General features: G+C 55.8%; 25 protein-coding genes. 4 read left to right on the forward strand and 21 right to left on the reverse strand.

Translation table 11 applies throughout. The annotated features are described in order from the left end of the window. Positions 1–122 precede the first annotated feature (122 nt). Positions 123–2,945, forward strand: coding sequence for an excinuclease ABC subunit UvrA (gene uvrA, locus IPZ49_RS04185; protein ID WP_003860287.1), 2,823 nt, complete (start codon positions 123–125; stop codon positions 2,943–2,945). A 3-nt stretch (positions 2,946–2,948) separates the two neighbouring features. On the opposite strand, the gene IPZ49_RS04190 is transcribed toward uvrA, so the two are convergent. The 8 genes from IPZ49_RS04190 to dnaB all read right to left on the reverse strand — a co-directional run bounded on the left by IPZ49_RS04190 (position 2,949) and on the right by dnaB (position 10,177). Then, the gene (locus IPZ49_RS04190) at positions 2,949–3,302 is read right to left on the reverse strand and encodes an MmcQ/YjbR family DNA-binding protein (RefSeq protein ID WP_006810472.1); all 354 of its coding nucleotides are present in this window, start codon (positions 3,300–3,302) and stop codon (positions 2,949–2,951) included. Between the two features lie 2 nt (positions 3,303–3,304). Beyond that, positions 3,305–3,721, reverse strand: a complete 417-nt coding sequence (locus tag IPZ49_RS04195; RefSeq protein ID WP_023299095.1) for a secondary thiamine-phosphate synthase enzyme YjbQ — start codon at positions 3,719–3,721, stop codon at positions 3,305–3,307. A 112-nt stretch (positions 3,722–3,833) separates the two neighbouring features. After that, complete coding sequence (gene aphA / locus IPZ49_RS04200) at positions 3,834–4,547, reverse strand: acid phosphatase AphA (RefSeq protein WP_063147065.1); 714 nt, start codon at positions 4,545–4,547, stop codon at positions 3,834–3,836. A gap of 267 nt (positions 4,548–4,814) precedes the next feature. After that, positions 4,815–6,008, reverse strand: a complete 1,194-nt coding sequence (tyrB, locus tag IPZ49_RS04205) for an aromatic amino acid transaminase (protein ID WP_023305262.1) — start codon at positions 6,006–6,008, stop codon at positions 4,815–4,817. Between the two features lie 71 nt (positions 6,009–6,079). Further along, positions 6,080–7,093: an AAA family ATPase gene (locus IPZ49_RS04210; RefSeq protein ID WP_063147064.1), complete on the reverse strand. Its 1,014-nt coding sequence runs from the start codon at positions 7,091–7,093 to the stop codon at positions 6,080–6,082. Next, a complete protein-coding gene (pnuC, locus tag IPZ49_RS04215; RefSeq protein WP_032627030.1) occupies positions 7,090–7,647 on the reverse strand; it encodes a nicotinamide riboside transporter PnuC in 558 nt (185 codons plus the stop codon). Before pnuC ends, IPZ49_RS04210 begins: the two co-directional genes overlap by 4 nt. 21 nt (positions 7,648–7,668) lie before the next feature. Further along, positions 7,669–8,748, reverse strand: coding sequence for an alanine racemase (alr, locus tag IPZ49_RS04220; protein ID WP_058677312.1), 1,080 nt, complete (start codon positions 8,746–8,748; stop codon positions 7,669–7,671). A gap of 16 nt (positions 8,749–8,764) precedes the next feature. Beyond that, a complete protein-coding gene (gene dnaB / locus IPZ49_RS04225; RefSeq protein ID WP_003860298.1) occupies positions 8,765–10,177 on the reverse strand; it encodes a replicative DNA helicase in 1,413 nt (470 codons plus the stop codon). A 66-nt stretch (positions 10,178–10,243) separates the two neighbouring features. Between dnaB and IPZ49_RS04230 the strand changes: the two genes are divergently transcribed. Then, entirely contained in the window at positions 10,244–11,227 is a 984-nt protein-coding gene (locus IPZ49_RS04230; protein ID WP_022646744.1) for a quinone oxidoreductase, read from the forward strand. A gap of 185 nt (positions 11,228–11,412) precedes the next feature. Here IPZ49_RS04230 and pspG read toward each other — a convergent pair whose 3' ends face one another. The 4 genes from pspG to IPZ49_RS04250 all read right to left on the reverse strand — a co-directional run bounded on the left by pspG (position 11,413) and on the right by IPZ49_RS04250 (position 14,837). Then, positions 11,413–11,655, reverse strand: coding sequence for an envelope stress response protein PspG (pspG, locus tag IPZ49_RS04235; RefSeq protein ID WP_017382623.1), 243 nt, complete (start codon positions 11,653–11,655; stop codon positions 11,413–11,415). Between the two features lie 136 nt (positions 11,656–11,791). Then, positions 11,792–12,787, reverse strand: coding sequence for a tRNA dihydrouridine(20/20a) synthase DusA (gene dusA / locus IPZ49_RS04240; protein ID WP_003860304.1), 996 nt, complete (start codon positions 12,785–12,787; stop codon positions 11,792–11,794). A gap of 82 nt (positions 12,788–12,869) precedes the next feature. Then, the gene (traF, locus tag IPZ49_RS04245; protein WP_227414713.1) at positions 12,870–14,156 is read right to left on the reverse strand and encodes a conjugal transfer protein TraF; all 1,287 of its coding nucleotides are present in this window, start codon (positions 14,154–14,156) and stop codon (positions 12,870–12,872) included. Between the two features lie 192 nt (positions 14,157–14,348). Then, positions 14,349–14,837, reverse strand: a complete 489-nt coding sequence (locus IPZ49_RS04250) for a cupin domain-containing protein (protein ID WP_022646741.1) — start codon at positions 14,835–14,837, stop codon at positions 14,349–14,351. A gap of 117 nt (positions 14,838–14,954) precedes the next feature. Here IPZ49_RS04250 and zur point away from each other — a divergent pair, with 117 nt between their 5' ends. After that, on the forward strand, positions 14,955–15,467 hold the full coding sequence (gene zur, locus IPZ49_RS04255; protein WP_006810484.1) for a zinc uptake transcriptional repressor Zur: 513 nt from the start codon (positions 14,955–14,957) through the stop codon (positions 15,465–15,467). Positions 15,468–15,514: 47 nt separating this feature from the next. On the opposite strand, the gene IPZ49_RS04260 is transcribed toward zur, so the two are convergent. The 4 genes from IPZ49_RS04260 to IPZ49_RS04275 form a co-directional block, all read right to left on the reverse strand. Then, complete coding sequence (locus IPZ49_RS04260; protein WP_003860314.1) at positions 15,515–15,724, reverse strand: CsbD family protein; 210 nt, start codon at positions 15,722–15,724, stop codon at positions 15,515–15,517. 119 nt (positions 15,725–15,843) lie between these two features. Then, complete coding sequence (gene dinF, locus IPZ49_RS04265; protein WP_022646740.1) at positions 15,844–17,181, reverse strand: MATE family efflux transporter DinF; 1,338 nt, start codon at positions 17,179–17,181, stop codon at positions 15,844–15,846. 63 nt (positions 17,182–17,244) lie between these two features. Next, positions 17,245–17,853 carry a transcriptional repressor LexA gene (gene lexA / locus IPZ49_RS04270; protein ID WP_003860318.1) on the reverse strand — a complete coding sequence of 203 codons (609 nt, stop codon included), beginning with the start codon at positions 17,851–17,853 and terminating at the stop codon, positions 17,245–17,247. Positions 17,854–17,961: 108 nt separating this feature from the next. Continuing rightward, positions 17,962–18,330 carry a diacylglycerol kinase gene (locus tag IPZ49_RS04275; protein WP_006810487.1) on the reverse strand — a complete coding sequence of 123 codons (369 nt, stop codon included), beginning with the start codon at positions 18,328–18,330 and terminating at the stop codon, positions 17,962–17,964. A gap of 154 nt (positions 18,331–18,484) precedes the next feature. Here IPZ49_RS04275 and plsB point away from each other — a divergent pair, with 154 nt between their 5' ends. Then, a complete protein-coding gene (gene plsB / locus IPZ49_RS04280) occupies positions 18,485–20,905 on the forward strand; it encodes a glycerol-3-phosphate 1-O-acyltransferase PlsB (protein WP_022646738.1) in 2,421 nt (806 codons plus the stop codon). Between the two features lie 89 nt (positions 20,906–20,994). On the opposite strand, the gene ubiA is transcribed toward plsB, so the two are convergent. From ubiA to malK, 5 genes are all read right to left on the reverse strand, one after another. Continuing rightward, positions 20,995–21,864, reverse strand: coding sequence for a 4-hydroxybenzoate octaprenyltransferase (ubiA, locus tag IPZ49_RS04285; protein WP_023305257.1), 870 nt, complete (start codon positions 21,862–21,864; stop codon positions 20,995–20,997). A 12-nt stretch (positions 21,865–21,876) separates the two neighbouring features. Continuing rightward, positions 21,877–22,374 (reverse strand): chorismate lyase, encoded by a 498-nt coding sequence (ubiC, locus tag IPZ49_RS04290; RefSeq protein ID WP_058677314.1) that lies wholly within the window; start codon positions 22,372–22,374, stop codon positions 21,877–21,879. A gap of 172 nt (positions 22,375–22,546) precedes the next feature. Next, the gene (gene malM / locus IPZ49_RS04295; protein ID WP_032627019.1) at positions 22,547–23,485 is read right to left on the reverse strand and encodes a maltose operon protein MalM; all 939 of its coding nucleotides are present in this window, start codon (positions 23,483–23,485) and stop codon (positions 22,547–22,549) included. Positions 23,486–23,596: 111 nt separating this feature from the next. Continuing rightward, on the reverse strand, positions 23,597–24,964 hold the full coding sequence (locus tag IPZ49_RS04300; protein WP_032621777.1) for a maltoporin: 1,368 nt from the start codon (positions 24,962–24,964) through the stop codon (positions 23,597–23,599). A gap of 42 nt (positions 24,965–25,006) precedes the next feature. Beyond that, on the reverse strand, positions 25,007–26,116 hold the full coding sequence (gene malK / locus IPZ49_RS04305; protein WP_003860329.1) for a maltose/maltodextrin ABC transporter ATP-binding protein MalK: 1,110 nt from the start codon (positions 26,114–26,116) through the stop codon (positions 25,007–25,009). Positions 26,117–26,351 lie beyond the last annotated feature (235 nt).

Below are 26,351 nucleotides of genomic sequence, written 5' to 3' on the forward strand. Positions count from 1 at the left end.
CAGAAAATGCATTCCAATACTGTATATTCAAACAGGTCATTTTGTGTCATAATTAGCCGTTTCTGACAGCCGTTTGTCCTTCAAACAAATCAGGCAATCCGTGTTCCAACCGGGAAAGGTGAATGGATAAGATCGAAGTTCGGGGCGCCCGCACCCACAATCTCAAGAATATCAACCTCATAATCCCTCGCGACAAACTCATCGTCGTGACCGGGCTTTCGGGGTCTGGCAAATCCTCACTGGCTTTCGACACTTTGTATGCCGAAGGACAGCGTCGTTACGTTGAATCGCTCTCGGCGTACGCGCGTCAGTTCCTGTCGCTGATGGAAAAACCGGATGTCGACCACATTGAAGGGTTGTCTCCTGCTATCTCCATTGAGCAGAAATCCACATCGCATAACCCGCGTTCTACGGTCGGTACCATTACCGAAATCCATGACTACCTGCGTCTGCTGTATGCGCGCGTGGGCGAGCCGCGTTGTCCGGATCATGACGTTCCGCTGGCGGCCCAGACCGTCAGCCAGATGGTGGATAACGTGCTGTCTCAGCCGGAAGGCAAACGCCTGATGCTGCTGGCGCCAATCATTAAAGAGCGTAAGGGTGAACACACCAAAACGCTGGAAAACCTGGCAAGCCAGGGCTATATCCGCGCCCGTATCGATGGCGAAGTGTGTGACCTGTCCGATCCGCCAAAGCTGGAGCTGCAAAAGAAACACACCATCGAAGTGGTGATTGACCGCTTTAAGGTACGTGAAGATCTGGCGACGCGTCTGGCGGAATCCTTTGAAACGGCGCTGGAACTGTCGGGCGGCACGGCGGTGGTGTCAGACATGGACGATGCGAAAGCGGAAGAGCTGCTCTTCTCCGCCAACTTCGCCTGCCCGATTTGCGGCTACAGCATGCGCGAGCTGGAACCGCGCCTGTTCTCGTTCAACAACCCAGCGGGCGCGTGCCCGACCTGTGACGGCCTCGGCGTTCAGCAATATTTCGACCCGGACCGCGTGATCCAGAACCCGGAGCTGTCGCTGGCGGGTGGCGCCATTCGAGGCTGGGATAAGCGTAATTTTTACTACTTCCAGATGCTGAAATCGCTGGCAGAGCACTATAAGTTCGACGTTGAAGCCCCGTGGGCCAGCCTGAGCGCGAACGTACATAAAGTGATCCTGTTCGGTTCCGGCAAAGAGAACATCGAGTTCAAGTACATGAACGATCGCGGTGACACTTCCGTGCGTCGCCACCCGTTCGAAGGGGTGCTGCACAACATGGAGCGCCGCTACAAAGAGACCGAATCCAGCGCGGTGCGCGAGGAGCTGGCGAAGTTCATCAGCAACCGCTCCTGCGCCACCTGCGAGGGTACACGTCTGCGTCGCGAAGCGCGTCACGTGTTTGTCGAAAACACGGCGCTGCCGACCATCTCAGACATGAGCATCGGCCACGCGATGGACTTCTTCAACAACCTGAAGCTCTCCGGCCAGCGCGCGAAAATCGCCGAAAAAGTGCTGAAAGAGATCGGCGATCGCCTCAAGTTCCTCGTGAACGTCGGCCTGAACTACCTGACGCTTTCCCGATCGGCTGAAACGCTCTCCGGCGGTGAAGCCCAGCGTATCCGCCTGGCGAGCCAGATTGGCGCGGGCTTAGTCGGCGTGATGTACGTGCTGGATGAGCCGTCTATCGGCCTGCACCAGCGCGACAACGAACGCCTGCTCGGCACGCTGGTTCACCTGCGTAACCTTGGCAACACGGTGATTGTGGTTGAGCACGACGAAGACGCCATTCGCGCCGCAGACCACGTGATCGACATCGGCCCGGGCGCTGGCGTGCACGGCGGACAGGTGGTGGCAGAAGGGACGCTGAAAGACATTATGGCGGTGCCCGAGTCGCTGACCGGCCAGTACATGAGCGGCAAGCGCAAAATTGAAGTGCCAAAACAGCGCGTGGCGGCGAACCCGGAAAAAGTGCTGAAGCTAACCGGGGCGCGCGGCAACAACCTGAAAGACGTGACCCTGACGCTGCCTGTCGGGCTGTTTACCTGCATCACCGGCGTGTCCGGTTCCGGTAAATCGACGCTGATCAACGATACGCTGTTCCCGATTGCGCAGACGGCGCTGAACGGCGCGACGCTGGCCGAGCCTGCACCGTACCGCGACATTCAGGGGCTGGAGCATTTCGACAAGGTTATCGATATCGATCAGAGCCCGATTGGCCGCACCCCGCGCTCCAACCCGGCGACCTATACTGGCGTCTTTACGCCCGTCCGTGAACTCTTCGCGGGTGTACCGGAAGCGCGTTCGCGTGGGTATACGCCAGGACGTTTCAGCTTTAACGTGCGCGGCGGCCGCTGTGAAGCGTGCCAGGGCGACGGCGTAATCAAGGTTGAGATGCACTTCCTGCCGGATATCTACGTGCCGTGCGACCAGTGCAAAGGCAAGCGCTATAACCGCGAAACGCTGGAGATTAAGTACAAAGGCAAGACCATCCACGAAGTGCTGGATATGACCATCGAAGAGGCGCGCGAGTTCTTTGACGCCGTCCCTGCGCTGGCGCGTAAGCTGCAAACCCTGATGGATGTGGGTCTGACCTATATTCGTCTGGGGCAGTCAGCGACAACGCTGTCCGGCGGTGAAGCGCAGCGCGTGAAGCTGGCGCGTGAGCTGTCCAAACGCGGTACCGGTCAGACGCTGTACATTCTGGACGAGCCGACCACCGGCCTGCATTTTGCGGATATCCAGCAGCTGCTGGACGTGCTGCACCAGCTGCGCGATCAGGGCAACACCATCGTGGTGATTGAGCACAACCTGGACGTGATTAAAACCGCGGACTGGATTGTCGATCTCGGCCCGGAAGGCGGCAGCGGCGGCGGTGAAATCCTCGTCTCCGGTACGCCAGAGACCGTTGCAGAGTGCGAAGCCTCGCACACCGCGCGCTTCCTCAAACCGTTGCTGTAATCGTTACACGGAGAGCTGCTGTCGGATCGTTTCCGGCAGCAGTTCTACCGCCTGTTGATACGACGCATCTACCAGGTAGTAAATTTGCGAATCTGGCAGCGAGCCGTCGAGAAACACCGTACTCCAGTGTGCTTTATTCAGATGCTTGCTTGGCCTGACATCATCGTGCTGCTGGCGCAGTAAGTCGGCCAGTTCAGGACTGGTTTTCAGCGATGCCGCAGGACGTCCCTCAACCTCTTTTACCATCGCGAACAACACATCACCCACTTTGATCTGCGTGGCTTTCCAGTCGCTGTGAACGCTCTGTTCTGCGCCCGGCTTGCTCATGCAGTACTGAAGTATCTCCGAAATTGTCATCTTTATTCCCCTTGTAGCGTTGCGATAATTTTACGCGAACCACCGTGAATGCGATGTTCTCCCAGCCAGATCCCCTGCCACGTTCCCAGCAGCAGCCGTCCGTTGTGGACCGGCAGCATCAACGAGACCCCCAGCAAAGAGGATTTGATGTGCGAAGGCATATCATCCGCCCCCTCGTAATCATGGTCATACGGGGCGTTATCCGGGACGGTTTTCAGAAAATGCCGCTCCATGTCAGACCGGACGGTGGGATCGCAATTTTCATTGAGCGTGAGAGAAGCAGACGTGTGCTGAAGCAGCAGATGCAGCAAACCCGTTTTGACGCGCGGCAGGTCGCGGATTTGCCCGATGACTTCGTCCGTCACCAGGTGAAATCCGCGTGGTTTTGCGCTTAAGGTCAGGGTCTGTTGATACCACATGTGCTGCTCCGTGTTGAAAGATGAATCTTTCTAAGTGTGCAGCAAGAAAGCGAAAGGTAAAACCCGCGCGGCGAGATTTGCTTAAAAAAGCATTCACCCCGCCGTTAATGCATCAGTATTCGGAGTTAACGATCACCTCTTCACCAAATTTTCCGGCCATTGGCAGCGGCCGGTAGGTGGAGTTCGAGGCGCGTAACACCCGGATGCCTCTGGCTCCCACATCGTGCGCCGCGGTGATGTCGTTATCTGAATCACCGTAGAACACCTTGATATTTTTCTTTTCAAGCCACTGGGTTTTGGTGTTTTGCCCTTCCTGGTCCCCGGCAAAAATGACCGGATTCATGCTGGCCGCCGGGATCAGAAAATCATCCTGTAGCGTTTTCGAGACGGTTTCGGTTTTGGTCTGGCTACGTCCTGTCACGAAGTAAATGCTGTCGCCGCGCTTTACGTGCATGGCGATCAGCGCGCGGGCAACCTCTTTCGGGATACTGAACTCATCCCAGCCGTTGTTCATCTTTTCCCAGAATTCCGGGTTTTTCAGATAGGCTTCGCTGTCCGGGGAGTACGTTATTTTGCCGCGCCAGAAACCGGGGCTGGAGAAGAGAACGGTATCGTCAATATCGAAGCCCACGGCCATCGGCGGGCGACCCGTCAGGCTGTTTTCGATTTGTGCCACTGAAACCCAGTGAATGGGGGCCTGTTCGGCAAGAATGGCGGCGGTGGTGCCGGTGTAAAGCGGCGTGGGTGCAGAAGCCCGCGCAACAACGGTACTATTAAGCGAGAACAATAAGCAGGCGGCGCTGAGCGCCAGTGTGATCTTGCGCATGTTTTCCCCTGAATATTCAGTTTGTTATCTTTTTATTTTGAGCGGATGGTCAAAAACTATCCGACCATAACCCCAGCGGGAGGGGAAGAAAAGGAGTTTTTGCTTATGAAGCTGAATAAAAAGAAGACGATCACAAAGCGCAGAAGAAACGTGTAGACCCGGTAAGCGAAGCGCCGCCGGACAATGACTGGCACCGGCGCGAACAAAAAAGCCGGGTGGCGGCTGCGCCTTACCCGGCCTACATATAGCATGCAAGTAAGTGAATACTTACATTACGGATGCAAACGCCTGCGCCACGCGCTGGACGTTGCCGGCATTCAGCCCCGCCACACACATACGGCCGCTGGCGATCAGGTAGACACCGAACTCTTCGCGCAGGCGATCGACCTGCGCTGCGCTCAGTCCGGTATAGCTGAACATCCCGCGCTGCTTGAGAAGATAATCAAAGTTATGTCCAGGCACGGCCTCTTTCAGAACGTTAACCAGCTCCTGACGCATCGACAGGATGCGCTTACGCATGCCTTCCACTTCCGCAAGCCAGGTGGCTTTCAGCTGATCATCGCCCAGTACGGTCGCGACCACCTGCGCACCAAAGTTCGGCGGGCTGGAGTAAATACGGCGGACCGTCGCTTTCAACTGACCGAGTACGCGTCCCGCGGCTTCGGCGTCTTCACACACCACGGACAGACCGCCGACGCGCTCGCCGTAGAGGGAGAAGATTTTTGAGAAAGAGTTGCTGACCAGCGCAGGCAGACCCGCGCTGGCAATCGCGCGAATGGCGTAGGCGTCCTCCTCCATGCCCGCCCCAAAGCCCTGATAGGCGATGTCGAGGAACGGGATCAGGTTACGCGCCTTCAGTACCTCGATCACCGCATCCCACTGGGCATTGGTGAGGTCCGCACCGGTCGGGTTATGGCAGCACGGATGCAGCAATACGATACTGCGCTCCGGCAGGGTGTTCAGTTTTTCCAGCAGCGCATCAACGCGTACGCCGTTGGTTTCGCTGTCGAACCATGGATAGGTCGCAACCTTAAAGCCCGCGCCTTCAAAGATGGCCACGTGGTTTTCCCACGTCGGGTCGCTGACCCACACGCCGGAATCCGGGAAGTACTTTTTCAGGAAATCTGCGCCTACCTTCAGCGCACCCGAGCCACCCAGCGTCTGGATAGTCGCCACGCGCTTTTGCGCGAGCACCGCGTGATCCGCACCAAACAGCAGCGGCGCAATGGTATTACGGTAGGTATTTAACCCTTCCATCGGCAGATAAAGCGAAGCCCCGTGCGGGGTTGCGTTAAGACGCGCTTCGGCTTCGGCAACGGCTTTCAGTTGAGGAATGATGCCGTCCTCGTTGTAATAAAGACCGATGCTGAGGTTCACTTTGTCGCTGCGAGGATCTTCTTTGAAACGCTCCATCAAGGAGAGGATAGGGTCGCCGGCGTAGGCGTCTACTTTCTGAAACACGCGATGTTCTCCGGATTGTTATGAGGCAGGATTTTCAACAATAAACCGGAAGCAGGAGAAGGTCGAGAAGGTTATGAAAACCGTTTCTGGATATGCCCACGAATTTGTTCGATACGCTCAGACGTCGACCCTGTGACGCGTAAATACGGGATGTTTCGGCGCGCCAGTTCAGCGATATACCACGACTGCTGCCTGCGGCGAAACGCCGCGCCTTGCCTGGTACCGTCCTGTACAAAGGGAAATTCATCGCCGCACAGTACAACCAGCGAGTAGTCACGCCCGGCTAAGTCGTACAGCGCCTGAGGCGCCGAGCCATACTGGTCGAGGGTATAAAACAGCGTGGTGAAGGGCGACGTATCACATATCAGATAAGGCGCCGTGCTGGCTGCGTCCTCACGCCGCACCTGCTCGCGCGCAATATGCAGGAGATCGTCGCATTCCAGTACTCCGTTCTTTTCTTCCCAGTATTCGCGCCCGAACTCAGCGACATAGGGCGCGTTAAGCGCTGCTGCCAACGCCCGGGAAAGCGTGCTTTTGCCCGTCGACTCGCCGCCCAATAAGCAAATTCGAAAGACAAAACTCCGGTAAACCTCCGCCGAGAGCATCTCGCGGTAGCGATGAACATCAGAGCGAATAAGCGTGCCTGAGGGCGCATCAGGGCCCTCCGGGCGCTGAAGCCGCACGTGCGTGACCGGTTTGCCAAAACGCTGGCTTAATACGCGGGCAAAGCCATCGCCGTAATCCTCCGCAGTGAATACGGCGTCCGGTCGGCAGTGAAAGAAGCGTTCGCACAGGGTAGCCACGTAGTGTCGGTGGCGATCGGCATCTGCGTCGTTGGGCGGCGGCGGTTCAATATCATGGCCCGCCGCGATCTCTGGCGAAAACACCAGGTGACGACACCGCGGGAAACGCGTCTGTAGCCACTGAAGGCGCTTTTCGGGTTCGCACCCCGGCATTTCCGGTAGCGAATAGCTGATGATAAACACCGTCTCGCACCGGGCAAGCGCAGCGTTGATAAGCAATTCATGTCCTGCGTGTAAGGGCGCGAACTTGCCGACAATCAGACCCTCTGCGTAAGGTTTCATCGCGCGCGGATCTCCTTACGCCATTGATATAAACCGTGCCAGGCGTTAAACCAGAACACCAGATACAGAACCGCGGTCAAATGCAGGCCCCTCATCGCATACAGCGGCACGGCAAGGGTATTGACGGCAAGCCAGACGTACCAGTTCTCCAGGCGCCGGCCCATTAGCATGAACTGCGCCAGGATGCTGAAGGTTAAAATAATGGAGTCCAGCCAGGGCGCCCAGGCGTTGGTATACCGATGCAATAAAAGCCCGTACAGCGCCGCTACTGCCACGGCACAGGCCAGCAGAAGGAGAAAATGTCTGGGGTGGGTTCGCCGCACCGGCAATACCTCTCCGCGGTTTCCTTTCAGCCAGTGCACCCAACCCGTTATGCTCGTGATAATGAAAAAGAGCTGTAGGGTAACATCGGCATAGAGCTGCACTGAATAGAAGACCCAGGCGTATAGCCCGCTGCCGAGAATACCGATCCACCACGTGTTGATATTGTTTCTGGCCGCCAGCCAGACAGAGAGCGCATAGGCCAGACAAGCAGCCATTTCAGATGGTGACATATCCCTTCCCGGATACTGTGATTAGTCGACGTATTTCATCGCTACCCTTGAGGTAAGGCGCGTAATAAGTTCGTAAGCACTCACTTTTGTTATTTCAGCAATACGCTCTACCGGCAGGCCTTCGCCCCACATCACCGCATCGTCCCCCGCTTTATCCTGCGCGTCGGGTCCCAGATCGACACAAATCATGTCCATCGCCACACGGCCGACAATCTTCACTTCGCGACCATTGACCAGTACCGGCGTACCCGTTGGCGCGGCGCGCGGATAGCCGTCGCCGTAGCCCATCGCTACCACGCCAAGCCGCGTGTCGCGCTCACTCGTCCAGGTGCCGCCGTAACCTACCGGCTCGCCTGCTTTGTGCTCACGCACGGCAATCAGCTTTGAAACCAGCGACATCACCGGCTTAAAGCCGAAGTCCGGTCCCCAGGGTTTGTTCTCAAGCGGGGAAACGCCATACAGGATAATCCCCGGACGCGCCCAGTCGAAGTGCGACTGCGGCCACAGCAGAAGGCCGCCGGACGCCGCAATGGAGCGCATCCCCGGTTTGCCTTCGCAGAAGGTGGTGAAGATATCAAGCTGCTGTTCCGTTGCGCCGCATTCAGGCTCATCGGCGCGGGCAAAGTGGCTGACGATATTCACCGGCTGACGCACGTTCTTGCACTGGCACAACCGCTGATAAAACGCTTCGGCATTCTCCGGGCGCACGCCCAGGCGGTGCATGCCCGTGTCGAGCTTCATCCACACGGTGACCGGCTCGCTCAGTTCGGCCGTTTCCAGCGCGGCCAGCTGTTCTTCGTTATGCACCGCCGTGTGCAGGTGCTGATCGGCAATGGTCGGCAGGTCCGAGGCTTCAAAAAAGCCTTCGAGGAGCAGAATCGGTTGCGTAATTCCACCTTCGCGCAGGCGGAGAGCTTCTTCGAGACGGGCGACGCCAAAAGCGTCGGCATCGGGGAGCGTTCGCGCGGTCTCAAGAAGACCGTGTCCGTAAGCGTTCGCTTTCACGACTGCAACGAGCTTACTGGCGGGCGCCAGTTCTCGCAGACGTTGCAGGTTGTGTCGCAGAGCGCGGCGGTTAATCACAACAGTTGCCGCTTGCATTTGAATTCCTTAGAAATTACTCATCATCATATTGAGGACCGGCATAGTTGTCGAAACGCGACCACTGGCCGTTAAAGGTCAGACGTACCGTACCGATGGGGCCGTTACGTTGCTTACCAATAATAATTTCGGCGATCCCTTTCAGATCGCTGTTCTCGTGATAAACCTCATCACGGTAGATGAACATGATTAAGTCGGCATCCTGCTCGATGGAGCCGGATTCACGCAGGTCGGAGTTGACCGGGCGCTTGTCTGCACGTTGTTCCAGAGAACGGTTTAGCTGCGACAGCGCCACCACCGGCACGTGCAGCTCTTTGGCTAACGCTTTGAGCGAGCGGGAAATTTCGGCAATCTCCAGCGTACGGTTGTCGGAAAGCGACGGAACACGCATCAGCTGGAGGTAGTCAATCATGATAAGGCCGATGCCACCGTGTTCACGGGCGATACGGCGCGCGCGGGAGCGCACTTCCGTCGGCGTCAGGCCGGAGGAGTCATCAATATAGATGTTCCGTTTTTCCAGCAAAATCCCCATGGTGCCGGAGATCCGCGCCCAGTCCTCATCGTCGAGCTGACCGGTACGGATGCGGGTCTGATCCACGCGCGACAGGGATGCCAGAGAACGCATCATGATCTGTTCAGAGGGCATCTCAAGACTGAAGATAAGAACCGGTTTATCCTGCAACATCGCCGCGTTTTCGACGAGGTTCATCGCAAATGTCGTTTTACCCATCGACGGACGCGCCGCGACGATAATCAAATCCGATGGCTGAAGACCTGCCGTTTTCTTGTTGAGATCGTCATAACCGGTGTTCACCCCCGTCACGCCATCGTGCGGCTGCTGGAAAAGCTGCTCAATACGCGCAACGGTGGCGTCGAGCACATCGGCGATGTTTTTCGGGCCTTCGTCTTTGTTCGCACGGCTTTCGGCGATTTTAAAGACGCGGGACTCGGCAAGATCAAGTAGATCTTCGCTGGTGCGCCCCTGGGGATCGAAACCGGCCTCGGCGATCTCATTCGCTACCGAGATCATCTCGCGGACAACGGCACGTTCACGGACGATATCAGCGTAAGCGCTGATGTTCGCGGCACTTGGCGTGTTTTTTGACAGTTCTGCCAGATAGGCAAACCCGCCGACGCTGTCGAGCTGTCCCAGACGCTCCAGCGATTCTGCGAGCGTAATCAGGTCGATCGGGCTGCCCGACTCCTGCAAACGCGCCATTTCAGTAAAGATGTGGCGGTGCGGGCGGGTATAGAAGTCTTCCGCAACAACGCGCTCGGCGACGTCGTCCCAGCGTTCGTTATCCAGCATTAAACCGCCCAACACCGACTGTTCCGCTTCAATCGAGTGCGGCGGGACTTTTAACCCGGCGACCTGATAATCACGTTCACGGGGTTCAGTCTGTTTGTTGAAGGGTTTGTTTCCTGCCATAGTGAATGGAGTTACCGAGATAAAGAGTGGGTCGAAAGATTACCATAATTTTCTAACGGAGGGAGCATGGCAACACGCATTGAGTTCCAGAAACATGGCGGGCCAGACGTACTGCAAGCCGTGGAGTTTACCCCCACGGCACCTGGCGAGAACGAAATCCAGGTTGAAAACAAAGCAATCGGCATTAACTACATCGATACCTATATTCGCGGCGGTCTCTATCCGCCTCCGTCGATGCCGAGCGGACTGGGCACCGAGGCGGCCGGTATCGTCAGCAAAGTGGGCAGCGCGGTTAAGCACATTAAGGAAGGCGATCGCGTGGTGTACGCGCAGTCGGCGCTGGGCGCTTACAGCTCCATCCATAACGTTCCGGCCGAGAAAGCGGCGCTTCTGCCAAATGCGATCGGCTTCGAGCAGGCTGCCGCCTCATTCCTGAAAGGGCTGACGGTCTATTATCTGCTGCGCAAAACCTACGAAATTAAGCCTGACGAGCAATTCCTGTTTCACGCAGCCGCAGGTGGCGTAGGGCTGATTGCCTGCCAGTGGGCGAAAGCCCTGGGGGCGAAGCTGATCGGCACCACAGGCAGCGCGCAAAAAGCGCAGCGCGCGCTGGACGCGGGCGCATGGCAGGTGATCAACTACCGGGAAGAGAGCATCGTTGAGCGGCTGAAAGAGATCACTGGTGGCAAAAAGGTACGCGTGGTGTATGACTCGGTGGGGAAAGACACCTGGGAATCTTCGCTGGACTGCCTGCAACGTCGCGGGCTGATGGTGAGCTTCGGTAACGCCTCCGGGGCTGTCACCGGCGTGAACCTGGGCATTTTGAATCAGAAAGGATCGCTGTATGTCACCCGCCCTTCCCTGCAAGGTTACATCACTAATCGGGAAGAACTTGAGGAAGCCAGCAACGAGCTGTTCTCGCTGATCGCCAGCGGGGTGATCAAAGTGGATGTGGCAGAAGCGCAGAAATATCCGCTGACCGATGCGCAACGTGCGCATGAGGTGCTGGAGAGCCGGGCAACCCAGGGCTCAAGTCTGTTAATTCCCTGAGCCATAAAAAGAAATTGGGCTTCCCATGGGAAGCCCTTTCTTTTTTTTAGTTCGGCTGTATGTAGGGTACAGCTCGATGAATTCTTTAGCGGCAGCCATAGTGACAGATTCGATAAGTAAATCCTATTCTGTTATAAAGATTGCTGCCGGAAAAGTTGCAGGTATGTGACGTACCCCTCAATACCTTAGTAACGGAAGCGGTTATTACGCTGATAAGTGGGCAGTTTTGGCGATTTAATCGCCCGTATAGCCCATACCACCGCAATCGCCAGAAGTAACCACGGCAAGAGTTTAATCGTCAGGGCAAATAAACCGCCGACAAACATCACCACCGTGGCCACAACGAGCGCGGCCAGAATACCGAGCAGCGACACGCCCGTGACCATCAGCATGATAAAGAAGCCAATCACAAAAAGTAGTTCCAGCATGGTGCTCTCCCACGAGTTCCCGAATGATGCTGCGATCATTACAAGAATCATGCCAAAAATAAGTTGTTGTTCTGAAAGCAAAACGCCCCGCAATGTGTTGCAGGGCGTGGCGTATTTGACCATCTTTTAGCGAAATTTAACGTTTATCCGCAACCAGACGCAGCGCGTGTTCCAGTACCTCAATATCCGCACCGGCTTTATGCGCGTTCTCGCTGAGATAACGACGCCACTGACGCGCACCAGGAATGCCCTGGAACAGGCCAAGCATATGGCGGGTAATGTGGCCCAGATACGTACCATGACTCAGCTCGCGCTCAATGTACGGATACATGGCGCGCACTACGGCCACGGGATCGGTGTCAGCACCCTCAACGCCAAAGATTTCCCGGTCAACCGTCGCCAGAATGCCCGGATTCTGATACGCCTCGCGTCCGACCATCACGCCATCCATATGTTCGAGGTGCGCTTTGGCCTCGTCCAGCGACTTAATACCGCCATTGATCGACATGGTCAGGTGTGGGAAGTCGCGTTTCAGCTGGTACACGCGCGGGTAGTCCAGCGGCGGGATCTCGCGGTTTTCTTTCGGGCTGAGGCCTGAGAGCCAGGCTTTACGGGCGTGGATGATAAACATCTCGCATTCACCCTTCCCTGATACCGTGTTGATGAAATCACACAGAAACTCATAGCTATCCTGGTCGTCTATGCCGATACGGGTTTTGACCGTGACCGGGATAGAGACGACGTCGCGCATCGCTTTGATGCAGTCCGCCACCAGGTGCGCATTTCCCATCAGACACGCGCCGAACATGCCGTTTTGCACACGGTCGGACGGACAACCGACGTTGAGGTTAATCTCGTCATAGCCGCGTTCTTCGGCCAGCTTCGCGCACTGCGCCAGCGCAGCCGGATCGCTGCCACCGAGTTGCAGCGCAACCGGATGCTCCTCTTCGCTGTACGCCAGATAGTCGCCTTTGCCGTGAATAATTGCGCCGGTAGTGACCATTTCGGTGTACAGAAGCGTATGGCGGGAGAGCTGACGCAGGAAATAGCGGCAGTGTCTGTCCGTCCAGTCGAGCATTGGCGCAATGGAAAAACGGTGTGCAGGGAAAGCGGTCTGGAATTCTGACGACATGGCGAACTTTTAAGCATCTGGTGGAAAAGGGGCGCTACTATAGCACAAAGAAAAGCCGGAGGCGCAGCGCCTCCGGTGCACTTTAGAACGTCATGCTCAACTGTGCCCCTGCACCCCAGGTCTCGTCTTCGCCATAAAGCCCCATCAGGTCAACGTGGACGGAGTTGAACGGCGCGAAACCGACACCGCCGGTAAAGACGTTGCTGTCGTTCCCTTTCATATCCGCACGATAACCGGCGCGTACTGCCAGCCAGCTCAGTGGCGTGACTTCGGCACCGACGCCAACGTACTGGGAGGTGTCTTCGCTTTTAAAGCCCTTGGTTTCGGTCAGATCGCCATCTGCGGTCAGCGTGACCAGATCGTTGTGCCAGGCGGCCCCGGCAGTGACCAGCGGACGGATCTGATAAGTGTCTTTATAACTCACCACCTCTCCCGTACGCCCGTTGCGAATGCGGATATCTTTGGTATCGATATCGCGCGACATCAGGTTTTGCCCGCTCACGCCGACCGTCCAGTTTTCACCGAAATCAGCAGCAATACCGGCATCAACGTTGAAGCCAGTGTCGTCGGTACGGTAGCGGCTGTCGTTCCACTTATTACTGTCGTAATCGTAGATTGAGGTAGTGTAGTTATAGAGCCAGGTTTTTTGCAGCTTCGGCGTGACGCCAACGGAAACCGGAACGCCGCCAAGATCGAACTGACGGGCTACCGCAATACCGTAGTCGGACACAATCGCCGCCCGACCAGACGCCGTAGAGTTAAGGTTTTTGGTGATCTGATCGGAACCGTTTAGCGCGGCATCCAGCGCCACACCGGCAGCCACCGCATCGCTTCGTTGTATGCCGCGCAGATAATCAATGTCCTGCTGATCGATTGAAGAGCTGACGCGGCCATGTGCATAGCCTTTTGCCATAAAGGCCACGGAAAGGACATCGTTAGGGATACTGACGGCAATCCCCGCCCCTGCGGTGGCGTGTGCGGTTTTGCCTTTCAGGTAGTCCAGCTCATCAGCGAGATCTTTCGCTGCGCCCTGGAACTGATTGATCGAACCTAATGGATTCGTGATGATATCAATGGGGGTCAGACTATCAACCACGTCCTTGTAATGATTGATTTTATCGTTAATGGTATCAATCTCGTCCTGAAGATTGTCTTCATCGGTCACCTGCACGCCAACGGACGGCAAAATGACCGTCACATCATCCTCGGGCTTAGATTTTGCCAGTAACGCGGGGTTGATTAACGCCCCGCTGCCATAGCTCCCTGCCGCGACACCCGTTCCGCCCATTGCGTCGCTACGCGCTTCCGTCCAGGTATTGGCTGCTCCCGCCTGATTTGCCATAAAAAAGGAGACAGCAATGCTAACCATCGAAAATTTAAAATGTTTTTTCACAGTGTGCTCGTAAATAGTTTGTTATTAGTTAACCCTGTCTGTTATCACCCAAACAGGAACGAACTATTGCTGTGAATAAGTACAAAAAGACCCGCTATTTCCCTAAGTTAAATTCCATCCCGGCCTGTTCTAATGTGTGACGACCATCAATATTTATAGAAGAGGAAATTATTTTCGCCCAGGTTTTCCATCGTGCGGGCCAAAAAACTGAGGCGGATGGTCTACCCAGTGGTCTTCGCGCGTCACGGCATACACCGGATTGAGGGGATAGTAGATGCGGTTATGTTTTTTATTGGCCTCCCCCACTACCAGCAAGCGCACCTCTTCATCGGTGTTGTTGATAAAGGTATGGCACACGCCCGTGCCGGCAGGAAATCCCACGCTGTCTCCGGGTTCAAGCTTCCACAGATAACCATTGATCCAGGCCTCAGGGTAACCCTCCAGAACGTAAACAAACTCCTCTTCGTCGCTTTCCGCATGCGGATAAGAAGTACGGCGTCCGGGCGGCAGCCGTTCATGGTGAATACCAATGCGGCCGAGACCCAGCTTGCGGGCCAGCGGCGCGCCAATAGAAAACCGTTCATTGCTGTCCGGATACGTTGCGTCATCGGCGCCTTCCACGTCCCGCCAGTGCCGAATACAGTCAGGTCTTTTCATCATGCATTCTCCCCATTTGCGATGCGTCAGGTATAGCACAGCCCGGCGGATCTCGGTGTTTTTAACAGAACATGATAAAGTGAGGGTTTTCACCCCTTACCACATCCGAGGTGCCCGATGGACAAGTCCACAAAAGAGCTGTTAGCGCAAGCTGAAAAGCTCTGTGCGCAACGCAATGTGCGCCTGACCCCGCAGCGCCTTGAGGTACTGCGTCTGATGAGCCTGCAACAGGGTGCCATCAGCGCTTACGATCTGCTCGACCTGCTGCGTGAAAGCGAGCCGCAGGCAAAACCGCCGACCGTCTATCGGGCGCTGGATTTTCTGCTGGAGCAAGGGTTTGTGCATAAAGTGGAATCAACAAACAGCTATGTGCTGTGCCATCTTTTTGACCAGCCTACTCACACGTCCGCCATGTTTATCTGCGATCGCTGTGGCGTGGTGAAGGAAGAGTGTGCGGAAGGTGTGGAAGATATTATGCATACGCTGGCAGCCAGAATGGGCTTTGCGCTGCGTCATAATGTGATCGAAGCCCACGGCTTATGTTCTGCCTGCGTGGAGGTGGAGTCATGCCGTCATCAGGATGCCTGTCAGCACGATCACTCTATCCTGGTGAAGAAAAAGCCGCGTTAAGGCCAAAGAAAAAGGCGGCTCAGAGCCGCCCTTGGGGATAGTGCCGGTTACCAGCGGTAGTCGTTACGGGTTTCCCAGTCTTTGACTTCGTTTTCCGCCTGATCTTTTTCATAACCGTAGCGCTCCTGGATTTTACCTACCAGCTGATCGCGCTTACCTTCAATGACGGTCATATCGTCATCTGTCAGCTTACCCCACTGTTCTTTCGCTTTACCTTTGAATTGCTTCCAGTTGCCGCCGATTTCGTCTTTATTCATAATCGTGTCCTCGTGTTAAGCGTCTATGAGTGTCGTCCGCTTCGTTCTATTCTGCTGGACGTGATTATTATTGTAGTTAAGGATTCGGCATTTATTTTTATATTCGGAATCTTTAACCGTTACGATATATCGTGCGGGGCTGGAAACCAGGTATTGTTTCGCCAGTGACGACGCCAGATAACGGCCAGCGAAAGGCCACGCAGTGAGAGAAACACCGCCAGCGCGAGCCACAGACCATGATTGCCGAGATACGGCAAGGTCAGCAGCGTCAGGCCGAACCCCGCCGCAGCGACGGCCATACTGTTGCGCATCTCCGCCCCTCGCGTCGCACCAATAAACATGCCGTCCAGCAAATAGCACCACACGCCCACCACCGGTAATACTACCTGCCAGAGGATGTAGCGATCGGCCAGCTCACGTAGCGCGGGCAACGAGGTGAGAAGCGCGACAATATGCCCACCAAAACAGGCGTAAACCAGAGCAAAGACCAGCGCCACCAGACCCGCCTGACGACAGGCTGCACGCCAGACTTCGCGTAACTGGCCGCTTTCACGCGCGCCATAAGCCTGCCCTGAATGCGCCTCGACGGCGTAAGCAAAACCATCCAGCGCGTAAGCGGTAAAGGTCAGTAACGTCATGAGCACTGCGTTGACGGCGACGATCTCAGGCCCAAGACGCGCACCAAAAACGGTTAATGCGCCGAAGCAGAGTTGCAGCAGGAGCGAACGGAGCATGATGTCGCGATTAAGCGCCAGCAGCTTACGCATATTGCCGCGCCAGGCCGATTTCAGCAGATCCAGGGTGATACCGCGCATCGCCAGCACGCGCCAGACCATCCCCAAACCGATCAGCAGCGTCCCGTACTCGGCAATTGCCGTAGCCAGCGCCGCGCCCCGGACGTTCATGTGCAGCCCCATTACCAGCCAGAGATCGAGGACAATATTGAGAAGGTTACCCACCACCAGCAGGATCACCGGCGCGCGGGCATACTGCACGCCCAGCAGCCAGCCCAGCAGGACCAGGTTTGCCAGTGAAGCGGGCGCGCTGAGCCAGCGAATTTCGAGGAACCGCCGGGCTTGTTCCAGTACGGCATCGCTGCCGCCTACAATATGGAGCGCAAGATCAATCAGCGGCGTACGCAACAGAACGATTAACGCGCCAGCACCGAACGCCAGAATGAGCGGCTGAACCAGCGCACGCGCCAGACGCAGGGGATCTTTTGCACCATACGCCTGGGCCGTCAGGCCTGTCGTACTCATGCGCAGAAAAAGTAGCAGCATAAAGAGGAAGCTGGTCGCCGTTGCGCCGATCGCGACGCCGCCCAGGTAAATCGGCGAATCCAGATGCCCGATTACCGCCGTATCCACCAGCCCCAGCAGAGGAACGGTAATATTGGAAAAAATCATCGGTAGCGCAAGACGCCACAACGCCTTATCGGCAGAAGTTAGCAATGCCATGGAAATTACCGGAATCAGAAAACAGGCCAGGCTGTAGAGGAACTACAGCCTGTCAGGAAGAGATTACAGCCATTCACCGTTGCGGATAACGCCGACCGCCAGCCCTTCAATAGAGAAGCTCTGCTCGCGGAGATCCACCACAATCGGGGAGAATTCATTGTTTTCAGGCAGAAGCTGCACGGTATTGCCTTGTTTTTTCAGGCGCTTAACCGTCACTTCATCATCAATGCGCGCCACCACGACTTGCCCGTTACGCACGTCCTGCGTTTTGTGTACCGCCAGCAGATCGCCATCCAGAATACCGATATCTTTCATGGACATTCCGCTAACGCGCAGCAGGAAATCGGCGCTCGGCTTGAACATGCCTGGGTCAACCTGATAGTGCCCTTCGATGTGCTGCTGCGCCAGCAGAGGTTCACCTGCGGCTACGCGGCCCACCAGCGGAATACCGCTCTCTTCTTCCACCAGCAGACGGATGCCGCGTGAGGCGCCGGAAACAATCTCAATCACGCCCTTACGCGCAAGCGCCTTAAGGTGCTCTTCGGCAGCATTAGGAGAACGGAAGCCCAGACGCTGCGCAATTTCTGCACGCGTGGGTGGCATACCCGTCTGGCCGATATGATCCCGAATGAGATCAAACACCTCTTGCTGCCTGGTCGTTAACGCTTTCATACCGCCCCCTGGGTGTATATACAGTTATGCTGTGAGTATATACAGTCAAAGGCGATTTTGGAACCAAAAACTGCACAAAAAACCAGGGACTTAATTATTCCTCGAGGCTCATCGGAAATGCGACCAAAGTAGCGTGACCCAGGTGATCGCCGCCGTGATAATCGACAGCAGTACGGCAGCGGAACCCATGTCTTTCGCCCGGCCAGACAGTTCATGGAATTCCGACCCGATTCGGTCAACAACGGCCTCAATAGCGCTATTAAGAATTTCCACTATCATCACCAGAAGGACAGATCCGATGAGCAGTACGCGGGTGATAGCATCAACATCAAGGAAGCAGGCGATGACAACGGCAACGATTGCGGCAACCGCTTCCTGGCGGAAAGCGGCTTCATTAACCCATGCGGCGCGGAAACCTTTCCATGAATAACCGGCAGCTTTAATGATTCGAGTTAACCCAGTGGTATTATTGGCCATTAAAAGAACCTTTTATGATAAATAGCGTCAGTAACTAAAGCCGCAGCGCGTTTTGCTGCGACCTGAAGTATGACGGGTAACAACAGAAATTTTGCGCGCTTTCTGTTATCCTTGCGCCGCAATTGCATTATTAACCAGAGGCTTTACATCGTTTATGTCCGGCTGGCCACGAATTTACTACAAATTACTTAATTTACCATTAAGCGTACTGGTAAAAAGTAAGTCTATCCCAGCAGAACCTGCGCTGGAATTAGGGCTCGATACGTCGCGCCCTATTATGTACGTTTTGCCTTATAACTCGAAGGCAGACCTGCTAACGCTTCGCGCTCAATGTCTGGCGCACGATTTACCTGACCCGCTTGAACCGCTGGAAGTCGACGGTACGCTGCTGCCGCGCTACGTGTTCATCCATGGCGGACCGCGCGTGTTCACCTATTACACGCCGAAAGAAGAGTCCATTAAGCTGTTCCATGATTACCTCGATCTGCACCGCAGCAACCCCGATCTGGACGTGCAGATGGTGCCGGTGTCGGTGATGTTTGGCCGTCGTCCGGGGCGTGAAAAAGGGGAAGAGAACCCGCCGCTGCGTATGCTCAACGGCATTCAGAAATTCTTCGCCGTCTCATGGCTGGGACGCGACAGCTTTGTTCGCTTTTCGCCTTCCGTTTCACTGCGCCGCATGGCGGATGAACACGGTACTGACAAAATCATTGCGCAAAAGCTGGCGCGCGTTGCGCGTATGCACTTTGCACGTCAGCGTCTGGCGGCCGTTGGGCCACGTCTCCCGGCGCGTCAGGATCTGTTTAACAAGCTGCTGGCTTCCAAAGCGATTGCCCGTGCCGTAGAAGACGAAGCGCGCAGCAAGAAGATTTCGCACGAGAAAGCGCAGCAGAACGCAATCGCGCTGATGGAAGAGATCGCCGCGAACTTCTCCTACGAGATGATTCGTCTCTCTGACCGTATTCTCGGTTTCACGTGGAACCGCCTCTATCAGGGGATTAACGTCCACAACGCCGAGCGCGTGCGTCAGTTAGCGCATGACGGCCACGAGATTGTCTATGTGCCCTGCCACCGCAGCCACATGGACTACCTGCTGCTCTCTTACGTGCTCTATCACCAGGGCCTGGTGCCGCCGCATATTGCTGCCGGTATCAACCTGAACTTCTGGCCAGCAGGTCCGATTTTCCGCCGTCTGGGTGCGTTCTTCATTCGTCGTACCTTCAAGGGTAACAAGCTCTACTCCACCGTTTTCAGGGAGTATCTGGGCGAGCTGTTCAGCCGCGGTTATTCCGTGGAGTACTTTGTTGAAGGCGGTCGCTCCCGTACCGGTCGTCTGCTCGATCCGAAGACCGGCACGCTGTCGATGACCATTCAGGCCATGCTGCGTGGCGGTACGCGTCCTATTACGCTGGTGCCTATTTACATCGGTTATGAACACGTGATGGAAGTGGGCACCTACGCGAAAGAGCTGCGCGGTGCGACCAAAGAGAAAGAGAGTCTGCCGCAGATGCTGCGTGGTCTGAGTAAATTGCGCAACCTCGGTCAGGGCTACGTGAACTTTGGCGAGCCTCTGCCCCTGATGACATATCTGAACCATCATGTTCCGGAGTGGCGCGAGTCTATTGATCCTATCGAAGCGGTACGTCCGGCCTGGCTGACGCCAACGGTCAACGGCATTGCATCCGAGCTGATGGTACGCATCAACAATGCTGGTGCGGCAAACGCCATGAACCTGTGTTGTACCGCGCTTCTGGCCTCTCGCCAGCGTTCACTGACCCGTGAACAGCTGACCGAGCAGATTGATTGCTATCTGGATATCATGCGCAACGTGCCGTATTCCGTGGATTCGACCGTGCCGTCTGCCACCGCCAGCGAATTGATCGATCACGCGTTGCAGATGAACAAGTTCGAAGTCGAGAAAGATACGATTGGTGACATCATCATTCTGCCGCGCGAGCAGGCCGTGCTGATGACCTACTACCGTAATAACATCACTCACATGCTGATGCTGCCGTCACTGATGGCTGCCATTATTACCCAGCACCGCCGTATTTCGCGTCAGGAGCTGCTGCGCCATATTCAGGCCATCTATCCGATGCTGAAAGCGGAGCTGTTCCTGCGCTGGAGTAACGATGAGCTGGCGGCAGAGCTCGATAAAATGTCCGCAGAGATGCGTCGTCAGGGGCTGATTACCATCAGTGATGACGAACTGCATATCAATCCGTCACGTTCCCGAACCTTGCAGCTCCTGGCTTCCGGTGCGCGTGAGACGTTGCAGCGCTACGCCATTACCTTCTGGTTATTGAGTGCTAACCCGTCAATCAACCGCGGTACGCTGGAAAAAGAGAGTCGGACGCTGGCCCAGCGCCTGTCCGTTCTGCATGGCATTAACGCCCCGGAATTCTTCGACAAAGCGGTATTCAGCTCCCTGGTGCTGACGCTGCGCGACGAAGGTTACATTAGCGATACGGGCGATGCTGAGCCGGAAGAGACGATGAAGGTTTACCAGATGCTGGCAGAGCTGATTACCGCGGATGTGCGTTTAACGATTGAGAGTTCGACGCAGGGCGAGTGATGTTAAAGCCGGGTGGCGCTAACGCTTACCCGGCCTTCATGTTCTGCTAAATCGTAGGCCGGGTAAGGCGAAGCCGCCACCCGGTTTTTTTATGACCAGTAACTCATCGCCAGCCCCATAAACAGCACCAGCCCGACGTAGTTATTATTCAGAAACGCTTTAAAGCAGGCTTCACGCTCGCGCTTCGCGATCAGCTTCTGCTGATACGCAAACAGCAGACCCGCCACCAGCACGGACCAGTAAAACTCCCAGTTCAGCCCGTTCAGGCGACCAATCGCCACCATCAACGCCAGCACCGCCACCTGCAATATGCCGATGATCAGTTTGTCGTGACGGCCAAACAGGATCGCTGTCGATTTGATGCCAATCTTGAGATCGTCATCGCGATCGACCATCGCGTATTGGGTATCGTACGCAACGGCCCAGAGAATATTCGCCAGGAACATCAGCCAGCAGCTGAGCGGAACGGACTCGCTGACCGCGGCAAACGCCATGGGAATCGACCAGCCAAATGCCGCACCCAATACCACCTGCGGCAGATGGGTGTATCGCTTCATAAATGGGTAGACCCAAGCCAGCGCCAGAGCAGCGACGGACAGCAGAATGGTCATGGTGTTAAGGGTTAACACCAGCATGAAAGAGAGAAGCACCAGCACCACAAACAGGATGCGCGCCTCTTTCCCGGTCACCTGACCGCTCGGCAAAGGACGATTCGCGGTGCGCTTAACATGTCCATCAAATTTCCGGTCAGCATAGTCGTTGACCACACAGCCCGCAGCGCGCATCAGCCAGACACCCGCCACAAACACCGCCAGGATCCAAAGCGGCGGTACGCCCGGCGTGGCAACCCACAGCGCCCATAAGGTCGGCCACAGCAGCAGCAGCGCGCCAATGGGTTTATCAGTACGCATCAGGCGGTGATAGGCCAGCAGCTTATTCTGCGTCAGACTCCACTCCATTTTTTCTCCCTCTTAGTACAACGGCGATGCAGGCAAAAAGAGTTCCGTCAGTATTAACGGCTTGCCACTCAAACGAAGGCGGGAACGGCGCCCCCACAAATCGGCATCGCAACCAATTTCAATAAAATCACGGGTCAGTTCAGACGAGGTGAACAGATAGCGCCCCAGCGGCGTTTTGCCGAGGCGTTGCAGTGCAAGCTCCGGCCCGGAAAGTGTAGACTCAGGAACCACCGTTCGCCCGGCAAGCCACGGCTCGCCATCCGCACAGAGTAAAATTTCACGCAGCCAGTAGCGTTCTTCTTGCGGCAGCAGCGGCAGCTCGCTGGCAATCGCTTCAGCCGAGACAAACCCTTCCTGAATCATCGTCACCGTGACCGTTTTACCCTGTTGCTCAAAACGTTTTGTCATGGAATCTTCCAGCAGCAGCCAGTCCAGCTGTTCCGGGTCAAGCGCAGGGATGTGGTCGAAATAGCGTAGCGCACGCAGCTGCGTTAGCGCGGGGTGTGACATGCCAGACTCTCCGATACATAACGTAAAAGCATTGTATCGCAGATTGGCAAAATGAGGACGGACAAACAGAATTTAACGATCACTATCGCAACAAAGGTGCAACTTAGCCAAAAAAAGTGCGCCCGTGAAGGCGCACTAAACGACTAACAAAATCAGCACTGTGGGGAGACGGTTACCCCTTGCCTTTTACACTGCTGATAAAGGTGGAACGGGCAGTGGTTGAACCTAAACGCTCGGCTTCATCAAGCAGTTTCAGCGCTTTATCGACATCGCCGTTTTTAACTGCCTGCTTGATGGCGTTGTTAAAGTAAGTTTCAGTATCGTTAAGCACCGGCTCGGCTTTTTTCGCCGGGGCCGGGGCTGCGGCTGGTGCTGCGGCTGGCGCGGCATACACAGGCGCGGCAGTATTACCCACCGTTACCGGACCCGGGCCAGATGAGCCAAACAGTGGGCCTACGAGTACGCTGGAGCTGCTGTTGGTTTTCACCTTCAGCTTAAGCAAGCCGTCGGTGGTATGGCGCGCAATCGGATCGGGAATATCGGGAATGGCGTTACCAACCCCTTTGGCATAGGCTTTTGCCGGATCGAGCAGAGTGGTGGTTTGCTGCAAATCTTTTTCAGTGGTGAAGATCAGTACGTAGAGCTTTTGCTGCCCGAGCGCCGGGGTCAGACGCATTACCCCTTCCAGGCGGTCCGCGCTCATTACACCCGGCTCTTGATAGGTAAAATAGCTGCTGGGGAAATAGGCGGAAGGCGTCATGTTCTGATCGAGGATCAGAACGTTCGGCGCAAAAACGCTGGTCTGTTTGTTAACTTCACTGGATAAAGTCAACGTTAGCTCACCGATATTAGCCGGTACGCTATAGGCGGCTACCGGCCCGGTAATGCCAGCCACATTGAGCTGTTGGCCACCCGTCGCAAGCTGTGTGCTCTGCGTTTTGGACTGATCCACCGGCGTCCAGGTTAATTGCTGTAGAGCGGCTGTCGGAATGGCAGGCGCTGCGCTGGTATTCTGCGGGACATAATTGACGTCAGCGAGCGTAACGCCAGGCACACAGGCCAGCAGACCCGCTGACAGGCACAGCGCGACGAGATTTTTCTTCATTTTCATTGTTATCACCTCAGAAAGCGTAAGCACTGCGGTGGCCAGGCAATAGCGCGCAGTACCTCAGGAATTGAGGGGCTCTCGCCCCCCAGATTACATCGTCAGATCAGGATGCGGTTACCACCAGATTTCCATCTGGGCGCCGAAGGAGAACTCATCGTCATCGCCGCGGCTGGTAGAGAATCGACCGTTACCGGTGGAGTCAGAGATCGCGTAACGGGTGGCATCGCCGTTACCGTTCTTCGCGTAGCCCCATTTCTCATCCCACTTCGCGTAGGTTGCGAAGACACGGATGGCCGGACGAGACCAGATGCTGTCGCCAGCCTGCCACTGTTGCGCCAGGGTGATTTTGTACTGGCTGTTGCGATCGCCGGTTTCCTGGGATTTGACGTTGTCGTAGCCCACTTCCAGCAGGGTGCTCATGATTGGCGTCCATTTGTACATCGGACGTACACCCACGGTCCACCAGTCACTCCCCTGGTTATCATCCATGTCGAGTTTCTGGTACATACCGACATACATCAGGTCCCACTTGTCGGCCAGGGTGATTGCACCGTGGTCCAGGATGCGCCAGAGGCTGCCGTTGTTGTTAATCACATCGTTGGCGTAGTTGGTCGTCGTGCCATCAGGATTCGTGATGGTAAAGCTGGAAGAACCATAGGAACCCTGGCTCAGACCTTTACCCTGCGTGGTCATTGAGTCCATCGCATACTGCAGCACAAACTTGTTGTAGCCTTTCAGCATGCTCTGGGTATGTTCAGCGGTGAACATCCAGCCATCTTTCGACGCGCCGTCGGCAAGATCATAGCCGTCGGTCGTGTTCGCGCGGCCATAATCCACACCCAGTTCCAGCACGCCGTCCGGGTTAGTTTCCAGGCCCGCTAAACGCACGTCAAATACGTCGTTCGCGGTATCTTTGGTACGGTCATAGATGTTCTGGCTGCTGAAGGCATAAGAACCGCCAGCTTCCTGGGAACGCGTCGCTGCCAGAGACAGTTTACCGAAGCCCAGATCGATGTTTTCAATACCGGCACCAGGACCAGAGATATCCCAGTAGTAGAAGTCGATCATGTGTACGTCATGACGCTGATAGAAGCGCTTACCGGCCCAGATGGTAGAGCCAGGCAGCCATTCAATCAGGTTTTTACCCTGCACGTTAGCTTCACGGAACGCCGGATCGGTACCTTCCCAGTCATTCTGCTGTGCCACGGAGTACGCTACGTTGGTGTCGAAATAGAAGCTTTTGTCGCCTTCTTTCCACACTTCCTGGCCCAGTTTCAGTTCGGCGTAGGTTTCACATTCGTTACCGAGACGGTATTTACTTTGTGCGCCTGTTGCCTGGAAACATTGTTGTTCACCGCCACTACCCGTCCAGCCGATACCAGAACGAGCATAACCATGGAAATCCACTGCCAGTGCCTGAGCAGACATTACGCCCGCTGCGACGGCAACTGCCAAAGGAAGTTTGCGCAGAGTAATCATTATTCTATCTCCTGAGATCATTGCTTTTCTTTGTAATTGGAATGCTTAAACGCCTGGCTCTTTGTGCAACCGACGACATGCAGTGCCATCCTCACGGAACAGATGGCAACGCTCTGGCGGCAAACCGATAGCGAATGTGGCACCCTCTTCTACCAACACCACGTCATTCTGGCGGTAGACCAGGTTCTGACGGATGGCGGGGATCTGGATATGAATCTGTGTTTCGTGACCAAGCTGTTCGACGACCTGAACTTCACCTTCCAGCGTCACATCAGCGATGTGGCTCGGCAGTAAATGCTCAGGGCGGATACCGAGGGACATATTGGCCCCCACCTGTACGTTGGCGCTGTCGACCGGCAGCCAGACTTGCTGACGGTTTGGCAGCTCCACCTGTACCTGTTCGATTGCCGTCGCGGTCACTTTTACGGGCAGGAAGTTCATCTTTGGCGAGCCAATAAAGCCCGCAACAAAGCGGTCTGCCGGGTAGTGATACAGCTCCAGCGGTTTGCCCACCTGCGCCACGCGACCGGCGTCCAGTACCACGATTTTGTCGGCCAGCGTCATCGCTTCGACCTGATCGTGGGTGACGTAAATCATCGTGCGTCCAAGACGCTTGTGCAGACGGGAGATTTCGATACGCATCTGGACGCGCAGGGCGGCATCCAGGTTAGAGAGAGGTTCATCGAGCAGGAACACGCGCGGCTCGGCCACCAGCGTACGGCCGATCGCCACACGCTGACGCTGACCACCGGAGAGCGCCTTCGGTTTACGCTCCAGCAGATGTGCCAGCTGGAGCACTTCCGCCACCTGGGTGACGCGCTGGTTAATGGTCTCTTTTTTCGCGCCGGCCAGCTTCAGGCCAAAGGACATGTTCTCGGCAACGGAGAGATGCGGATAAAGCGCATAAGACTGGAACACCATGCCCACGCCGCGTTCAGCTGGCGGGATGTCGTTCATTCGGGTATCACCAATAAATAAATCGCCACTGGTGATGGTTTCAAGACCGGCAATCATACGCAGCAGAGTAGATTTACCACAGCCTGATGGACCAACGAACACCACAAACTCACCTTCGTGGATGTCCAGATTGATGTCTTTTGACACCACAACGTCGCCCCAGGCTTTCGTTACATTACGCAGCTGTACGCTCGCCATGCCCTTCTCCCTTCGTTACAACCTGTCACCGACAGAAACATTCAAGATAAGTTCACTATGCGTGTTCCATTACTTTCGTGAATCCTCCACCCCCCGGCTTTTTTATGGGGGAGGAGGCGGGAGGATGAGAGAGCAGGCTCTGCGACCGCAGCGGAGGGGCTGAGGCGAAAATCGTGAAGCGGCCTGCAAAATTCAGTGGGTTTTTATGTGCGCCAGCACTCATAACTTAAATTTA

This window comes from Enterobacter cloacae complex sp. S2 (assembly GCF_015159675.1).
Classification (GTDB): Bacteria; Pseudomonadota; Gammaproteobacteria; order Enterobacterales; family Enterobacteriaceae; genus Enterobacter; species Enterobacter intestinihominis.

What these genes read in the sequence shown, in the direction of transcription:
- traF (WP_227414713.1), bottom strand. Translation starts at nt 14,156, where the DNA reads ATGGTTAGCATTGCTGTCTCCTTTTTTATGGCAAATCAGGCGGGAGCA.
- IPZ49_RS04250 (WP_022646741.1), bottom strand. Translation starts at nt 14,837, where the DNA reads ATGAAAAGACCTGACTGTATTCGGCACTGGCGGGACGTGGAAGGCGCC.
- IPZ49_RS04230 (WP_022646744.1), top strand. Translation starts at nt 10,244, where the DNA reads ATGGCAACACGCATTGAGTTCCAGAAACATGGCGGGCCAGACGTACTG.
- IPZ49_RS04195 (WP_023299095.1), bottom strand. Translation starts at nt 3,721, where the DNA reads ATGTGGTATCAACAGACCCTGACCTTAAGCGCAAAACCACGCGGATTT.
- dusA (WP_003860304.1), bottom strand. Translation starts at nt 12,787, where the DNA reads ATGTCGTCAGAATTCCAGACCGCTTTCCCTGCACACCGTTTTTCCATT.
- ubiC (WP_058677314.1), bottom strand. Translation starts at nt 22,374, where the DNA reads ATGTCACACCCCGCGCTAACGCAGCTGCGTGCGCTACGCTATTTCGAC.
- IPZ49_RS04275 (WP_006810487.1), bottom strand. Translation starts at nt 18,330, where the DNA reads ATGGCCAATAATACCACTGGGTTAACTCGAATCATTAAAGCTGCCGGT.
- lexA (WP_003860318.1), bottom strand. Translation starts at nt 17,853, where the DNA reads ATGAAAGCGTTAACGACCAGGCAGCAAGAGGTGTTTGATCTCATTCGG.
- zur (WP_006810484.1), top strand. Translation starts at nt 14,955, where the DNA reads ATGGACAAGTCCACAAAAGAGCTGTTAGCGCAAGCTGAAAAGCTCTGT.
- malM (WP_032627019.1), bottom strand. Translation starts at nt 23,485, where the DNA reads ATGAAAATGAAGAAAAATCTCGTCGCGCTGTGCCTGTCAGCGGGTCTG.
- dnaB (WP_003860298.1), bottom strand. Translation starts at nt 10,177, where the DNA reads ATGGCAGGAAACAAACCCTTCAACAAACAGACTGAACCCCGTGAACGT.
- dinF (WP_022646740.1), bottom strand. Translation starts at nt 17,181, where the DNA reads ATGGCATTGCTAACTTCTGCCGATAAGGCGTTGTGGCGTCTTGCGCTA.
- IPZ49_RS04210 (WP_063147064.1), bottom strand. Translation starts at nt 7,093, where the DNA reads ATGAAACCTTACGCAGAGGGTCTGATTGTCGGCAAGTTCGCGCCCTTA.
- plsB (WP_022646738.1), top strand. Translation starts at nt 18,485, where the DNA reads ATGTCCGGCTGGCCACGAATTTACTACAAATTACTTAATTTACCATTA.
- alr (WP_058677312.1), bottom strand. Translation starts at nt 8,748, where the DNA reads ATGCAAGCGGCAACTGTTGTGATTAACCGCCGCGCTCTGCGACACAAC.
- aphA (WP_063147065.1), bottom strand. Translation starts at nt 4,547, where the DNA reads ATGCGCAAGATCACACTGGCGCTCAGCGCCGCCTGCTTATTGTTCTCG.
- ubiA (WP_023305257.1), bottom strand. Translation starts at nt 21,864, where the DNA reads ATGGAGTGGAGTCTGACGCAGAATAAGCTGCTGGCCTATCACCGCCTG.
- pnuC (WP_032627030.1), bottom strand. Translation starts at nt 7,647, where the DNA reads ATGTCACCATCTGAAATGGCTGCTTGTCTGGCCTATGCGCTCTCTGTC.
- IPZ49_RS04190 (WP_006810472.1), bottom strand. Translation starts at nt 3,302, where the DNA reads ATGACAATTTCGGAGATACTTCAGTACTGCATGAGCAAGCCGGGCGCA.
- malK (WP_003860329.1), bottom strand. Translation starts at nt 26,116, where the DNA reads ATGGCGAGCGTACAGCTGCGTAATGTAACGAAAGCCTGGGGCGACGTT.
- uvrA (WP_003860287.1), top strand. Translation starts at nt 123, where the DNA reads ATGGATAAGATCGAAGTTCGGGGCGCCCGCACCCACAATCTCAAGAAT.
- IPZ49_RS04260 (WP_003860314.1), bottom strand. Translation starts at nt 15,724, where the DNA reads ATGAATAAAGACGAAATCGGCGGCAACTGGAAGCAATTCAAAGGTAAA.
- pspG (WP_017382623.1), bottom strand. Translation starts at nt 11,655, where the DNA reads ATGCTGGAACTACTTTTTGTGATTGGCTTCTTTATCATGCTGATGGTC.